At 41.1% G+C, this 16,419-nt stretch carries 11 protein-coding genes; 5 read left to right on the plus strand and 6 right to left on the minus strand.

The window, feature by feature from the left end:
• Positions 1 to 328: 328 nt before the first annotated feature.
• From RBH76_06955 to RBH76_06965, 3 genes are all read left to right on the plus strand, one after another.
• Positions 329 to 2,857, plus strand: a complete 2,529-nt coding sequence (locus tag RBH76_06955; GenBank protein WMJ85151.1) for a PAS domain S-box protein — start codon at positions 329 to 331, stop codon at positions 2,855 to 2,857.
• Positions 2,858 to 3,069: 212 nt separating this feature from the next.
• The gene (gene uvrA, locus RBH76_06960; GenBank protein ID WMJ85152.1) at positions 3,070 to 6,501 is read left to right on the plus strand and encodes an excinuclease ABC subunit UvrA; all 3,432 of its coding nucleotides are present in this window, start codon (positions 3,070 to 3,072) and stop codon (positions 6,499 to 6,501) included.
• 11 nt (positions 6,502 to 6,512) lie between these two features.
• The gene (locus RBH76_06965) at positions 6,513 to 7,697 is read left to right on the plus strand and encodes an MFS transporter (GenBank protein ID WMJ85153.1); all 1,185 of its coding nucleotides are present in this window, start codon (positions 6,513 to 6,515) and stop codon (positions 7,695 to 7,697) included.
• Between the two features lie 44 nt (positions 7,698 to 7,741).
• On the opposite strand, the gene RBH76_06970 is transcribed toward RBH76_06965, so the two are convergent.
• Entirely contained in the window at positions 7,742 to 8,566 is an 825-nt protein-coding gene (locus RBH76_06970; protein WMJ85154.1) for a MerR family transcriptional regulator, read from the minus strand.
• A gap of 234 nt (positions 8,567 to 8,800) precedes the next feature.
• Here RBH76_06970 and RBH76_06975 point away from each other — a divergent pair, with 234 nt between their 5' ends.
• Both RBH76_06975 and RBH76_06980 read left to right on the plus strand, forming a co-directional pair.
• Positions 8,801 to 9,316 (plus strand): AAA family ATPase, encoded by a 516-nt coding sequence (locus RBH76_06975; protein ID WMJ85155.1) that lies wholly within the window; start codon positions 8,801 to 8,803, stop codon positions 9,314 to 9,316.
• Between the two features lie 441 nt (positions 9,317 to 9,757).
• Complete coding sequence (locus tag RBH76_06980; protein WMJ85156.1) at positions 9,758 to 10,729, plus strand: Ig-like domain-containing protein; 972 nt, start codon at positions 9,758 to 9,760, stop codon at positions 10,727 to 10,729.
• A gap of 175 nt (positions 10,730 to 10,904) precedes the next feature.
• Here RBH76_06980 and RBH76_06985 read toward each other — a convergent pair whose 3' ends face one another.
• From RBH76_06985 to RBH76_07005, 5 genes are all read right to left on the minus strand, one after another.
• Positions 10,905 to 12,020, minus strand: coding sequence for a hypothetical protein (locus RBH76_06985; GenBank protein WMJ85157.1), 1,116 nt, complete (start codon positions 12,018 to 12,020; stop codon positions 10,905 to 10,907).
• 301 nt (positions 12,021 to 12,321) lie between these two features.
• Positions 12,322 to 13,269 (minus strand): hypothetical protein, encoded by a 948-nt coding sequence (locus RBH76_06990; protein WMJ85158.1) that lies wholly within the window; start codon positions 13,267 to 13,269, stop codon positions 12,322 to 12,324.
• Between the two features lie 68 nt (positions 13,270 to 13,337).
• Positions 13,338 to 13,478: a hypothetical protein gene (locus RBH76_06995; GenBank protein ID WMJ85159.1), complete on the minus strand. Its 141-nt coding sequence runs from the start codon at positions 13,476 to 13,478 to the stop codon at positions 13,338 to 13,340.
• A 67-nt stretch (positions 13,479 to 13,545) separates the two neighbouring features.
• Positions 13,546 to 13,893 (minus strand): hypothetical protein, encoded by a 348-nt coding sequence (locus RBH76_07000; GenBank protein ID WMJ85160.1) that lies wholly within the window; start codon positions 13,891 to 13,893, stop codon positions 13,546 to 13,548.
• 1,239 nt (positions 13,894 to 15,132) lie between these two features.
• A complete protein-coding gene (locus tag RBH76_07005; GenBank protein WMJ85161.1) occupies positions 15,133 to 16,191 on the minus strand; it encodes an NAD(P)-dependent alcohol dehydrogenase in 1,059 nt (352 codons plus the stop codon).
• Between the last annotated feature and the right edge of the window lie 228 nt (positions 16,192 to 16,419).

Consider the following 16,419-nt stretch of genomic DNA (forward strand, 5'->3'; position numbering starts at 1 on the left):
GCATTAAGCGCGGTTTTTTGTAACGCGCCATAAGTATCAAAGATTATCATCAGGCTGCCTTTAACACCTAAGAAAAGCCAGCATGCTGATATGTTATGTAAAAGAGGCCATAAATAAACAACTTTAGAAGAATTTAAAGCAATGTTTCATTGGTCGTTTAACCCCTAACAGGAACCGTTGTTGCATGCTAATCACCATTGCATGAGTAAGAATTCCAATTTTATCTCCAATGATCAACAATCAATTAGCTTAGAAAGATAAATGCATAATATAAAAGTCTATTATTCGTATTGTATTATAGTTTCTATAACAGAAAGGATGATCAACTATGTTTGAATGCTATTCTCAAAAGTTAGTGAATTCGTTACCTTACGCATACGCGTGCTGCAGAACTATTTTTGACAGATATGGCAGCATTGTTGATAGCACTTTTCTTGAAATAAACCCTGCGTTTGAAGCAGTTTTTAATGTAAAAAGCGATGCATTGACGAATAAAAGTGTAATTGATTTTTTTGCCGATTTCGATTTGAATACTTCCACCCTCTTTCAAAAGCTGGCCAATATCGAGCATTTTGAACTGGAAGAAGTCTATAATAAACGCAAGCGCGAATGGTTTAAGTTAAATTTTTTCGCGTTAGATCGTGAAACCTTTGCGCTACAGCTTCAAAATATCACCAATGTTAACATCGATTTGGATTTTTTGTTTAACAGTGCACAAGACTGCATGTTTATGGCGGAATATATAAACGGCAATTTCTATTACATATATTTAAACGCCGCCCATGAAAAAATAACAGGCTTTCAGAATTATATGATTGCTGGGAAGACACCTGTGGAAGTCTGGGGAAAGGAAACTGGAGAAAGACTTGCCGCTTTTTATTATCAGGCCATCACACAAAACGAAAATCAGCTATATGAAGAAGTTTTGAGCATTGGTACAAAAACACACCACTTTTTAACCAGTTTATCCCTGGCTATTAAGGCTGGTCATCAATACATTATTGTTTCCCGAAAAGATATCACCACCTATAAAGAGCTTGAAGAAAATCATCTTGTGCTTATGCAGCGATTGCAATCTATGTTTAATCACCATGTAGCCAATATGCTTATTATCGATCCCACCACCGGAACAATTTTAGATGCCAACCCTTCCGCTTGTGAATTCTATGGTTATCAAAAATCTGAATTGTTAAGCATGAACATACAGGATATCAACATGCTTCCAGCGAGCGAAGTTGCTAAAAAACGAAGATCTGCATTTGAACGGCAGCAAGAATATTTTATATTTCCACACAGGCTGAGTAGTGGCGAAATCAGGCTTGTTGAAGCTTATTCCTGCCCCATTGGCCTCAAGGAGACCCCACAGCTTTTTTCAATTATTTTTGATGTCACAGACCGAGAAACTTATAAAAGCAATCTTTTTTTTGAAAAAGAATTGTTAAACACAACATTAAAATCTATCGGTGACGGCGTGGTTACAACCGATTTAGCGGGCAAAATCACTTCATTAAATAGTATCGCAGAGAAGATTGTAGGCTGGGGCCAAGATGAAGCAATCGGCATGGACTTTTCGACTATTTTTGTGCTAAAAAATGAAGAAACCGAAGAGCCCGTTGAAAGCCCCGTCGAGAAAGTCTTAAAAACCGGTAAAATAATTGGACTTGCAAATCATACTATTATTGTAAATAGGTTCGGCGAAAGAATTTCGATAGCCGACAGTGCAGCACCAATTAAAAATGAATCGGGACAAATTTTTGGAGTAGTCATGGTTTTTAGGGATATTCGTTCAGAAAAGAAACATCAAGATGAGATTCTCTATCTTAGTTACCATGATGCACTTACTGGTCTGTATAACCGTCGCTTTGTTGAAACAGAGCTCAATAAGCTAAATCTGGACAAGCGCGTCCCTGTTTCCGTCATTATGGGTGATGTGAACGGATTGAAAATTACGAATGACGTTTTTGGTCACGCTATAGGTGACGAACTTCTCAAAAACGTATCCGCCGTATTTAACGAAACCTGTACGCCGAATGATATCGTCGCACGTTGGGGCGGAGATGAATTTCTACTGATTTTACCGAATAGGACGATTGTTTATGCTGAAGAAACAACCGAACAATTAAGAGAGAATTTTAAGAAGAGAAAAGTTGGCACGTTACAGTTAAGCGTATCTCTGGGCTGTGCTGAGCGAAGCAACCCGGGACAGGAAATGGAGGATGTCATTCGACAGGCCGAAGAATGGATGTACCATCAAAAGTTGTTGGACGGAAAAAGCTACCGAAACGCGATTGTGAACACACTGCTTGCAACGCTTTATGAAAAAAGCATGGAAACAGAGGAGCACACAAAACGGCTTTTCAAATATTGTGAAGCGATCGGGAAAGAATTGAAGCTTTCTGATAAGACAATGAACGAGCTATCACTTCTATCGGTATTGCACGATATTGGGAAAGTCGGTATCCACCAAAGCATCCTTAAAAAACCAGGCCCTCTTTTACCAGATGAGTGGATCGAAATGAAAAAGCATTGCGAAATCGGTTATCGCATCACGCAAAATACACCGGAGCTTTCGCTTGTCTCAGAATATATCTTGTACCATCATGAACGTTGGGACGGCAATGGATACCCAAAAGGGTTAAGGGGTGAAGAAATCCCCATATGCTGTCGCATTCTCGCTGTGGCAGATGCTTTTGATGCAATGACAAACGACAGAATTTATCGAAAAGCTCTTAATTTAAATGATGCGATAAAAGAACTTAAGAATAACGCCGGAACCCAATTTGCACCATATATTGTAGACCATTTTATTGAGGTTCTGAAAAAAGAGCATGGTAAACAAATGGGTAGCTGTACCTGATTTATTTGATTACTACATTGTCCAACACCCTTCAACACAACCTCAATTGCCCATGGTAAGTTATATATTAATTAAGTTAAGCCGTCACCATCGTGGCGGCTTTTTTTATCTAAAAAATTCAAATAGCAATATTTTTGTTATATATGAGATAATCCCTCTTGACTCTGACACGGTGTCAAGGGTTACGGTCGGTTTTGAGGGGGTATATTAAGATGGATTTTTCGTTTTATTCAAAACAAAGTACTATTACTAATCCCTACAAATTTCAAAGTAGGTACGAAGCTTTACCGACGTCTCCAGAAGAACTGCTGCAAATGGTACAGGGGCTTGTCATTCATGGCGCACAGGGCAAGCTTTATGGTATATCATTTAGCAAACGCCAGTTAGAAGAAGAGCTTTTGCGTACCGTGCCGCAAATGCTAGAAAAATTATTTCAAATTGACCAGAGTCTATTGAATTCAATAAGACCACCAAAGTTACGTTTAATTGGAATGTGTAGGGACTATGCATTGCTTTTGGTGTCCTTTTTGCGTTACAAGGGCATCCCCGCCCGTCTTCGGGTAGGTTTTGCCAATTACTTTCAGAGCGACATCTTGTATGAAGATCACTGGCTTATCGAGTATTATAACGCCGATGCAAAACGGTGGATACGGATGGATGCACAGCTGGATGATGTTCAGCGGGTACATTATGGTATTACATTTAACACTGAGGATATGCCATCGGATGCAGGGTATCTATTGGGCGGGCAGGCTTGGATACTGTGCAGGTCGGGCGCTCAGCATCCGGAGGATTTCGGTTACAACAAAAATTGGAAAGGATGGATTTCGGTCAAAGGAAATCTGCTCCATGATTTTAACAGTTTGCTGGGTCTGGAACTTCTTCCGTGGGATTTGTGGACAGAGCTCAGCACGAAAAAATATAGCGATTTAAACAGATATGAAAAAGACCTGCTGGATGAAATGGCAGAGCTTACCGTGGATCCGAATGTTTCAGAAAAAGAGCTTTTGAGTTTGCAAGACCGTTTGCCATCAGAATATATGCAAGCAATTAAATCAAAGCTAAGACTTCTGGGTGTGCTAGCGCAATCCGAAGTAGTCGATCCGGATATGCTAGAGGCAAAATTTTTTGTAAAGCCAGTCGTAAATAACTACAGTATTACCACACCTCAAAAAAAATACGATGATTTACTGCTGTTAAAAGGATGCCGACAGAACAATTTAAAAAATATTGATGTTGCTATTCCTAAAAACAAGCTCACGGTCATTACGGGTGTGAGCGGAAGCGGTAAGTCTTCTTTGGCGTTTGATACCATCTATGCGGAGGGGAAACGCCGATATCTCGATAATATGTCAAATGCAGCTAAAATGCAGGAGCTAATTGAAAAACCGGATTTTGATACCATACAAGGACTGACTCCAACCATTGCAATTGAGCAGAAAAAAGGAAACCAAAATCCCCGCTCCACTGTGGGAACCCTAACCGGCATTTTGGATTTTCTTCGAATGCTTTATGTTTCAATTGGCACGCCCTACTGTCCGTATTGCGGTGTTCCTGTCAAAAAAGGCAGTAAGAATAAAAATCGCTGCCCTGTATGCGGCAGTCTGTTCCAAATGCCGACGGTTGGGGGATTCAATGCAAACACGCATATGGGCGCATGCCACACCTGCAACGGACTTGGTTTTTTATATGAGGTAGATCCTGACTCTATTGTGGTAAACGACAATCTTTCGGTGTTAGATGGTGCCTCTTCCTACTTTGGGAAACTGCGGGGAAGAAAACCGACCGGAAACTGGATGGTCGGTGAATTATTTTGTATAGCGAACGATATGGATATTGATTTAGATAAGCCTTGGAAAGATCTGCCAAATGACTTTAAGCACGCAGTCCTCTACGGCACAGGAGATAAGACCTACAGCTATAGATATACGTCCGGTGGCAGGGACACTGAAATAAACCGCCCGGCAGCAGGCGCCATTGGGCATATAAAGCGCTTATTCCGGGAATCCAAATCAGACAATAATACGCAAAAGCAATATATGTGCGAGGTTCCGTGTCCAACTTGTCACGGAGAATTGTTATGTCCCGAAGCGCGGTATACAACAATTATGGGGTACCGCCTACCAGAATTGACAAAGCTGACCATTGCTCAACTGCAGGACTGGATATACAGCTTGCGCAATCTACTTTCTGAAAATCAAAGAATCAAAGCGAGCGAAGTATTACAAGAAATACAGATCCGAATCGTAAACTTGATGCAAGTGGGGCTACCCTATTTAACTTTATGCCGAACAGCTCCGACTCTTTCCGGTGGCGAGCTGCAGCGTGTGCGCTTGTCCAGTCAGCTTGGCAGTGATTTAATCGGCCTGACCTATATTTTGGATGAACCTTCCATCGGTTTACACCCAAGGGATCATCATTTGATGATTGAAACCATAAAACATCTGAGAGACAAGGGCAATACAGTAATTGTTGTGGAGCATGATCGGGATACTATGCTTAGTGCGGATTATATTATCGACATCGGCCCCGGAGCGGGGGTTCATGGCGGAAAAGTTATAACAGCTGGAACAGTTGATGAAGTAAAAAGCAATCCTCTTTCAGCTACCGGACGTTATCTCAATGGGGAGAATGTGCGTAGCCCTCTAAACGAAAGAACCCTTGCTGAATGGCTGACCTTAAAAGGCTGTACAGGCAACAATCTTAAAAATGTAAATGCCCACTTTCCCCTTCATGCCATGTGCTGCATTACTGGAGTAAGTGGCTCCGGTAAGAGTTCACTGGTCTTTGGAACACTAATTCCGGCGTTGAATGAGTCCCTTTACAACAAAAAAAATAGCTGTAAAAGCTATCAGTCCTTTGAGGGGTATGAAAAAATAGACGGTTTTGTGCAGATGGATCAAAGCCCGATCGGAAAATCTTCACGTTCAACACCAGCCACTTATATTGGCGTTTTTGATGCCATCCGTACATTATATGGAAAACAGCCAAGAGCCATTGAACTTGGAATGTCAGAAAGCCACTTTAGTTTTAATTCCAAGGACGGGCAATGCCCTGTGTGTGAAGGGCAGGGGCAAATCAAAGTGACGTTTCAGTACATGGCCGATCACTATGTCACCTGTGCCCAGTGCAAAGGCAGCCGGTATCAAGAGTCTGTGTTGGAGGTGCTTTATAAAGGAAAGAACATTGCAGATGTTCTGCACATGGACATTTCGGAGGCCATATCGTTTTTCTCGGATGCACCTGAAATTGTACAAAAGCTATCTGTGATGGATGAAGTAGGGCTACCCTATTTAAAATTGGGTCAGAGCACCGCTACCTTAAGCGGCGGCGAATCACAGAGGCTCAAATTGTCTAAAGAGCTCAGCGGAAAACAAAAAAAGCATATGGTCTATATTCTGGACGAACCAACTACCGGTCTGCATTTTCAGGACATTGAAAAGCTGCTGTTAATTTTCCGAAAGCTCACAGATGCGGGACATACCCTGTACATCATCGAACACAACACAGATATTATTCGTTCTTCGGACTGGATCATTGATATTGGCCCAGAGGGTGGAAGCGGCGGAGGAAAAATCGTCGCTGTAGGAAGCCCCGAAGAAATCAAAACAAATCCTGCCAGCATCACCGGCAGGCATCTGTAAGGAGAGCATAAATGGACGTATTGAAAAGAAGTGCCTGGCAGTATAGGCTGACGGCATACATGGTGAGTCAGGGCGTTTCTTTGCTGGGTTCATCAATCGTATCACTGGCTATTATTTGGTATGTTACGCTAGGAACAGGCTCTGGCAGTATGGTTGCAGGTGTTACAATTACAACTTTTTTGCCACAGGCTTTGGTGATGCTGTACGGCGGTGTTTTGGCCGACCGCTATCCACCAAAAAGAATTGTAATTTTAAGCGACTCGATGATTGCACTTTCTACTTTTATTCTAGTCATTCTGTTTATAACCGGCGCAGACAGTATCGGTTGGGTGTTTTTCTTTAATGCTTTGCGTTCTCTCGGCACAGGGTTTCAGCTCCCCGCCTCAAAAAGTATATTGCCGCAGATTGCTCCCGATGAACAGCTGATGAGAGCAAACAGTATCAGCACCGGCATATGGAGCGTCATTCAACTAATCTCTCCTGGACTTGGCGGCCTCGTGATGAGCCTGATGGCTATGCATTATGTTTTTCTGATTGACGTGGCGACCGCGATTTTCAGCATTTTATTATTTTCTACAATAGTGATACCGGCACGCAATGTGAAGCAAACCAACGAAAATACAAAAAAAAGACTGGTGCAGGGATTTTACTATATTAAGAATTCTAATGCGCTGCGAAATAGTATTCTTTTATATACTATTTTTCAATTTTTAGTAGTCCCAGCCTCTCAGCTTACGCCACTTTTAGCGTCTAAGAATATAAACGGTGAGGTTTGGGTGCTTAGCGTGATCGAGACAGCATTTTCTATTGGAGCCCTGGCAGCCAGCTTGTTTATGACATGCCGGCAACTACATATCCCCCATTTTAAACTGGTGGGGTTGTCCTCCATCATATTTGGAATCACAATGCTTTTGTTGCTGCCAACTCATGGAATCGTACTGTTTGCAATATTTATGATGATCATGGGGGTAGGCAGTCCATTATATTACACCCCGCTGATTACTTATATACAAGAGAACACTGAAGAAACCTATATGGGACGCACTTTTTCTTATGTAGATCTTTTTTCTTCACTGGCAATTCCTTTTGGCATGATGGTTTTTGGTCCTTTAGCCAATATTAATATTCTTTTACCGTTTGTACTTCCTGGTATTTCATTGATTTTACTGGGCATCTGGGTTAGAAGAGAAATGTAATAAAATAGGGCCTGCCCTAACAGGCAGCCCTATATAATTAAAGTTCAGATTTCAACAAGCGGAATTTGGATTTCAGTTAGATATTCTGCTGGATTATCAGTATCTTGACCGTCGATGATGGTTACTTGGCGAGATGTACCGCCCATTGTACAATGCTGATTTTTATCAAGCCATTCTACAAAAGAATAGTAAGCACTAGCAATATTCTCATAGGGGCCATAGACCATCATACAAGCCATCTTAGCCACCCCCTCAAGGGTACGGTAGGTAAAAGCACCTTTGTTTTTACCTAAATGTTTTACAATAAGGCATATTTCAATATCAACATCGGAATCTAAATGTTCCTCATCATGGTAGATTGCAACATTATTTTGGCTACTTTTATCGTATTCAATGTGTTCCTTACGAACAAAATCCATAAGTTCAGACCAAAGCTTACCTTCTTCAAAATGGTTTTCTACTTTTCTGCGAAGAGAAATAACCGGATAAGAAGGTATTGCTTTTGTTGTGACATTATAGTATTGCTCGAATTTATTTGTTTCAATATGTGAAATCGCTGAGCGAATCTGTTCTTTGCGCTTTTTTTCTATCTCAATGATATGTTCGATATCACTAATTTTATCTCGGAGGCATTCAATCAAGTATTTATCATCCCAATTAAGCAATAGCTTTTTGGTTTCAGCCACTCCAAAATTAAGATCCCTCAGCAAAACAATTTTTTGCAGAACAGGCATCTGCTCTGCCGAATACATACGATAACCGGTAATAGGATCAATATAAGAGGGCTTTAGCAGTCCTTGATTATCGTAGTAGCGCAGCATTCGCACAGAAATATGCGTTAGTTTTGAAAAGTCGCCTATTTTTAGCATTCGTCCACCTCCATGGTAACAGTATACGTTTTGTCCCGCAACACTTCAAGCTTAAAAGGAGGTGTTTTTAAATTATTAATTGCTTCACTTTCTAATTGAAGCAATCCCTTTATTTATTCTAACTGGGGAATCTGGCATTGGAAAAACAGAGTTCGCTAAAATGCTTTCGGAAATAATGTATCCTGACCAAATTTAATAAAAATAAATTTTGGCAATTACTCTAATGAAGGTGTTTTGAACAGTCTTATTGGTTCGCCACTGGGCTATATTGGTAGCGAGGATGGTGGAGAACTTATTAATAAAATGAAGATTTCAAAATCTAAAATTATTCTTATTGACGAGTTTGAAAAAGCGACTTCAAGTGTGTTTCATTTCTTTTATGAATTATTGGAAGATGGGAAATTTACTGATAGACATGGTGTTGAGCATAATTTAGATGGATATATTATTATATTTACTTCAAATATGACACGAAAAAGATATATTGAAAATATACCAGACCCTTTAAAATCCAGATTTGATATGGTTTACTGTTTTGTCGAATTACCTCCTGATGAAAAAGAAAGATTTATAATTGGCTCAGCTACAAATTTAATCGCTAAAATATTCCAAAATACAAAAGTAACAGTGGATATAAAATGTGTTAGAACAGAAATAGATACTCTAATAAAAAGCAATAATCTTCGTAGCATTAAAAGGAAAATAGAAGATATTGTAATTGCTCAATACTATGCAAACATAAATCAATAAAGACTACTAACAGTTTAACGACTATAATATGATTGATTTCTAAACATAAACACACTGAGATTCTAAGTAATATACAGGAATATATTGGACGTAATATCTTGATATATTAACCAGTACAAGCTATAATGTGTATGAGGCACAAAAAGTGCATAAAAAGCAAAGGGTCACAGACGACTGCGAATCGCCTATGACCTAACACAGAGGGTCTAGCTCTGTACCAATGGATAAACCACCAATGCAAATATTATTATACCTGTTGTTGTATTTGATTACAAGTCTGTGGGTATTGTTTTTGTACTGTTCGGGGCATTCAGTGTACAGAAACTATCTGTATGCTGAGTGCTCTTTTTTTTGCCTCAGCAGTGGGGAATGTGGCGGTAACCTTTGCCGTCACTGACCTAGCTGTTGAGGATAACGCTATACTGACGGAGGATAATTATAATGATACGTTCTAAAAAAACTACGCTCATTGGCTTTATTATTGCAGTGCTAATAGTAGGCATTGCTATAGCAGTCTACGCAACTAAACTGCCTACCTTTGACATCGTACCTCTATCTGCTTCTTTAAGTAGCATGAAGACCGAATATAGCGGTCACAACGTGAAAGTTGACAATTTAGTGAGCGCAAGCAAAGAGTTAGCAAGGCTCAACGCAATGCTCATGCTTGAAGACGCAATAGGCAACGCAGACGAAGTAAAGACAGTCCTGCGTGAAGCAGACGCAATTATTAATCGCTTAGACGTAAACGACCCTATCGTAACCATAGAGAACAAGGAGCAGAGCACAAAGGCGTTAGCCGAGTTACAGAAGTCGTTAGACATGGCAATGACACACTACGGTATCGAAAAGGCAGAAGTCCTCATGGAACGGGTAGACATAGGTATTGCAGAACACACAGGTGACATCGGAGAGACCTTAACCGTAACACCACACCTCTACCCTACTTTCGTAGAGTATTCAGTACTTGATTGGGAGAGTACCGACAACACCATAGTGACCGTAACCGAAGACGGAGACATTACACTGGTAGGAGCGGGTACAGCCACAGTTAAGGTGACCGAGAATAAGAGTGGTGTATCAAGTTCCGTAGTTATCACAGTCAAAGCACCAGTGGTGAAGCCCCCTGTCACACCACCCGTACAGAAACCAGTAGAGAAGCCAGTTACACCGCCAGTGGCAGAGAAACCAGTTGAAAAGCCCGTAGAGCAGACACAGGACAATGCGGGTACAGGCGGTAATGCACAGCAGAGTGGTACTTCATCTGGTGGTAGGGGCTATACCGTTGATGGGGATATGGAAGAACGCATAAGGGGTGGTAGTGACCCTAACGATAACTACTATACTGGTGAGGAATTGGAGAGAATATCGCAAGATGAAGAAAGAGAACTGTTTAAAGATGTAAAATGGCGTTAACCCATTAACACAAAGCACAACCTGTGATGGTTGTGCTTTTCCTTTACACATGTACTATATTTTTGTATAGGTTAACTAAAAATACCACAGTTAAATATTGACAAATGTACAGTTTTATGGTGTGCGCTAATAAGGCTACACTGTTTGATGTATCGGTTATGAAACACAAGTTATCCTACATAAGGTAACGATAGTCGCTAGATTCATCGATTTCATCAAGTAGCTTCTGGTATTCAATCTTGTTGATAATATCAATATCTACATCTCTATAGTCGGTATCAATATTGTTATTAAATCTCATATATCGAATGGCGTTAGCGTCGTTGCCCTCATCATCAGATAGTAAAAATGCTTTATCATACACTTTGGTATCTTGATGAACAAAATTTCCTACATCTCTGGCGGTAAAGTACGCCCCAGTATCTGCCCTCTTTTTCAATACAAGAGGTTTTTTAACACCTCGGCTTGTCCTCATTATTCTGAAACCTGTGGGATAAAACGGCAACCGAAGCCCTTTAACTACTGCTTTTTTCTCTCCATTGATTTCCACATGCTTTATTTGTTCAGGTCTTATATCACTCAATATTCCCTGTTCTATTGCCTGTGTTATTTCAACATTTGATAAATAAGCCGCAAAATACTTTCCTATGTTATCTCCATACATATGTTGAAAATCTACCTTCCCACGTCCCCAGCACTTATTAATTAACTGACGTGTAACTTCGGTAGGCACAACACAGGGGTAAATAAGTACCGTATGAGTATGCCAACAACCTCTGCCTTGAGGCTCTGCAACACAAATATATTCGTATCTGGGTATGTTGTGTTTGTCATGGAAACGGCGCATTGCCTTATTAAAAATTTTAAAATCTGTATACAATTTCTGTGGGTCTGTAACATTATACCTATACGTGAGCGTCAAAAAGAGACATCTGTCCAAATCTTCACTACCTGTGATATTTGCATTAATTGTGTCTTCAACTGCACGAAGTGAACGCATAGCAGAGCGGATATTTTGTGCCCTAGTGCTTGTGTGGTTAAAGGTGTAGAGCTTAGCACCGTCTGTGTTGTCACACAGTTCGTCAGCTTTAGCCTGTTCAAAAACTGGAATATTAACCCCGTCTTTGTTACGCCATTCAACTACCCGCTTATAGTGGTCTTTTGATATTTTCACGATAGGTGCTAACGGCTGTTTGCCTAAAATCTTTACCTCTGTCTGTGCCCCAGCAATTTTTATAATTGCTCTGGAGTTAAAACTAAAATTATCGGTTTCTATCTGTTTTCTTTTCACAGCAATTACCTCATTCCCAAATAATTACAATTAAAGGCTTGGTTCTTCTATATTCTAATCAAATAAACCGCGAAGGCGGCTCTAAGTCCTTGGTTCGGGGGGATGGCTTTTGCCTTCGGCAACGCCACCCACCGCCCAAGCCTTAGAGGACCTCATACCGTTTACTATCAGCCACACAGCCCCATGCCTATTTTGCTTATTGCTCTCGTATGTCAAGCCTAAAATATACTGCTATGCAGGGCTTGACATACTACGAGCCAATAAGCTACGGGCAATTATGGGCTGTGTGAGGAACTGCGCTTTAGATAGTATCATCAACTGCTATTTTAAATATTAACCTCTGTAGCTTTGGCATGTTATTTATTGTCGGCACTCTTATCTGCCGCAGGGGTTTGCCATCAGTTAGCATAAAACCTCTGCTTTGTCCACCTGTAAAGTCTTCTGGTATCTGTTCCTTTGCGTCCCCAAACACCATCTCTTTTGCTTCACGTGATAGGGTGGAAAGACTTATGCGTACTGCAAACTGGTCTCTGCTTCCACTAGGTAAAACCGTTGCGTCGGGTCGTTGGCAACTGCAAATAACCCCCACCTGTAGGCTTCTGCCCATAAACAGGATGTCATTTAACTGACTTTGGCAAATGCTTGCCTGTTTTTTATCATGTGCGAGCAAGTGTAATATCATAGAATTATACTCATCTATGAATACAAACACAGGATGTCTGTCTCTATCGCCCTCTAGCCTTTGTCTCAATATACCATGAACCTTTGCCAGACCTTCAACACACTGCGTGTAATAGTAATAACGGCTACCCTCTACAGAGCGCAACCAGTCAAACTCTTCTGCACCCTTGTAGTCTAGTACAAAAAGCTTGGTATCTGGTAGTGCTATAGCTAACTGTGCCATCAAAAGAAGACCACAATAGCTTTTTCCAGAGCCTGACTGTCCGACGAGCATTATTAAAGCCCATGGAATCATTAGCGGGCAAAGTGCGGTATAGTCTACCCCTGTTTTTTCGAGATACCAAAATGCACAGCCGTAGGTACTAAATCCAGTGGCTAAAGCTCCTAAAATAGCTAGTACAATATACCAATGCCTCTCGGAAGCCCAAACCTTATCATTGGTTAGATACTCCCACAGAGCATGGAGCTTCTGCTTAAGCTCTGTAAGTTTCTCCATTCTTCCACCATCTGTTGCGCTAAAGGCTACTTCAATTAAGCACCATATAATCTTTACTATGTAGAAAATCATATACGTTCCACCTTTCTTTACGCTGACACCTCAAGTTTTTTAGAGATGTCAGCATTTTTTACTACCTTTTACTCAAGAGGATAGCCACAGTTAGGGCAGTGACTACCATCATCATAAGGCTCTAGTAGGTCTAAATAGTCCCACCAGTTATCCCGCTCTATCGGGTCTGTTTCCCTCTCGGGGAGCATATCGAACAAATCATCATTCATGACGATACCTCCATTTAAATGTGTGTGGGCAATGTTTTAACTCACTGCCCACACTGGGTTAGGTAATTTACTTGCTGTTACCTGTTACAATGACTGCCTTATCTGCGGTACAAGATAACTGCATACCACTAGTCTTGTGTGCGTATGGTTTTGCTGTGAAGTTTGAAAACCTTACCATAACAAACTGTAACAGCTTATTATGCTGGTCTAGCTCTTCTTGTGACACTACCAGAGTAGTGTCAGCGACCTTAACTCTAAGTGAGGTACATCTGTCCTGCGGATTGAGGATAGTATAGGTAGTACCAATAAGCTTGCCTTTATTGCCATTGGAATCATACTCATAGCTCTCAGCCACACCCACCAAAGGGAGCACATCTGTGCCACATGCTTGCTGTGCATTTAAAATGATGTTCATAATATTTACCTCCTTTCTAACGTTCTTATTGCTATTAACTAGCGTTTTACCTCCACGATAGATAGTATTTTCATCTGTGGTATCCATTTCCCATACTGTGTAAACCAAGTAATTCCCATGCGATTTTCTTTTGGCGTATGCACATTTTTCTAATGCGTCACCTCAAACATGATGAACTGCCACGCTTTTTGCCTACATCATATTTAAGGGGTCAGACGTATTGTTAAAGCAGTCAGGGAATAAATTCCTCAGATATTAGATATATATCTACCTCTTGGAAAAACTCTATAACGCAATTAACCTCTTTCAGCGAAACCAGCCTCTACCATGACAAACAAAAGTATGGTGTTTTTTGCAAACTGTGTTTGCATGATACAGGGACTTTAAGGAAAGTCTATTAGGGTTCTAAACTTATATAGTTGCAACTGTCATCTACCATTTAGAACCTTTGTAAACCAAGTAATTCGCATACGATTTTCTTTTGGTGTATACACACTTTTCTAATGCGTGACCTCAAGCATGATAAACTGTCATACTTTTTGCCTGCATCATGCTTAATAGGGTAGGCGTATTGTTAGAGCAGATGGGGAATGAATTTCTCGGATATTAGATATATATCTACCTCTTGGGGGAACTCTGTAACGAAATGAATCTCTCTTAGCTAAACTAGCCTCTAACATGACCCACAAAAGTACGGTGTTTTTTACTGAACTGTGTTTGCATAATGCAGTGTCATTAATAAACCCTATTTGGGTTCTAAACTTATATAGTTTCAACTGTAGGCGGCTTATTAAGAACAATAAAAAAACACATAGACACTGGTTTAGCATCTATGTGTATATCCCTCAACTCCAAAAGCTTGAGATACGTTAATGTCAGCAATTAAAAGTATGTAACAGAAAGGCAGACAACAGGGTGCTTTTCACACCTCTGCTATCTGCCTTTGAATGAGTTTATTAAACTGTAATGAAAGAATTATATCCACTTCTCTGAAACCATCTCTGACACCAATTGAAACGATTTTCGTCGTTTTGAAACAGTCTCAAACGGTAATCACCTTGCTTCTACTGTTTTTTACTATCCTCTGCTAAAATAGCTAACAAAGCCTGTAGCTATGCGGTCTTGTGGTTGTTTTATACACCTGTGTTATCTAACTTTCAACCTGTGATTTTCATAAAAGAAAAACCCCGCATAAACTCAGTGTTATGCGGGGCTTTAGTTTTGTATTGCTCGCCTGAATTATTCGATGTGAACCACCGGTTTAATCAGATTTTTCGGTTTGTTCTTCATAAGCATCAGTGCTTCTTCTATTTTATCAAACCCGCTGAATTCATGGGTAACCAATCTAGCGGGATCTACCCGTTTGGCCTGAACCAGGGCGAGCAGTTTTTCCATCCGCAGACGACCACCCGGCATAAGGCCCGCGCTAATCTGCTTATGACCCATGCCAAACCCCCATTCAACGCGGGGAATTTGAATGGAATCACCTTCGCCCAAATAATTAACGTTGCCAATTTTGCCACCTGGTCTTAGCGTCTTGATGGCCGTAGCAAAGGTCGCATTATCACCGCCCGCTATAATCACCTTATCGACTCCCTTACCACCAGTCAGCGCCAGAACCTGTTCTTCAATTGAACCGGTCTTGTAGCTGATAATTTTACTAGCACCGTATTTTTTAGCAATTTTAATGCAGTTTGGACGCGTGCCAACGGCAAATATCTCGGCTGCACCGCGCAAAACAGCCCCTGCAACCGACATCAGTCCCACCGGGCCTATGCCAATTACCAACACCTTGTCACCAAATTGAATATCTGCTAGCTCAGCGCCGTGAAAGCCCGTTGGCATCATGTCGCAGAGCATGACAGCGGCCGTATCGTCAATCGTTTCGGGAATCTTAGCCATATTGCCATCCGCGTCATTTACGTGAAAAAATTCGCCGAACACCCCGTCCTTAAAGTTCGAAAACTTCCAGCCCGAGAGCATCCCACCCGAATGCATGGCGTAGCCGCCTTGCGCCTCAAGCGAATTCCAGTCAGGGGTGATAGCGGGTACGACCACCCGATCTCCGGGCATAAAGTCCTTGACTAAATGTCCCACTTCGGTGACAATGCCGACTGCTTCGTGCCCCAATATCATGTTTGTACGCTCCCCCAGTGCGCCCGCCCAGACGGTGTGTACATCCGACGTACAGGGGGAGACAGCGGTTGGGCGTACGATGGCGTCCATTGGGCCAGCTGTCGGTTTTTCTTTTTCAATCCAGCCGGTAATCCCTATTTTTAACATTGCGTAACCTTTCATAACTTTCGCCTCCTTTTGCTCTTTATAATATAACGTCATTTTAAGAACATATACGGCAAAATTTATTTTGTGGACGCGTGTAAAATTTGGTCTTTCTTTGTGTGGTACGCTCTTTTTATCGGCGATTCTTCTCAGTCACGGGGTTCGTAAGCTTAAAAAGCAGACATACCACTTTAAACGGCGGTATGCCTGCTTTTTTTACTTGTTTAAAGTTTTATGCTCTCCGGT

This window comes from Oscillospiraceae bacterium MB24-C1, from assembly GCA_030913685.1.
In the GTDB taxonomy this organism is placed as follows: Bacteria; Bacillota; Clostridia; order Oscillospirales; family Ruminococcaceae; genus Yanshouia.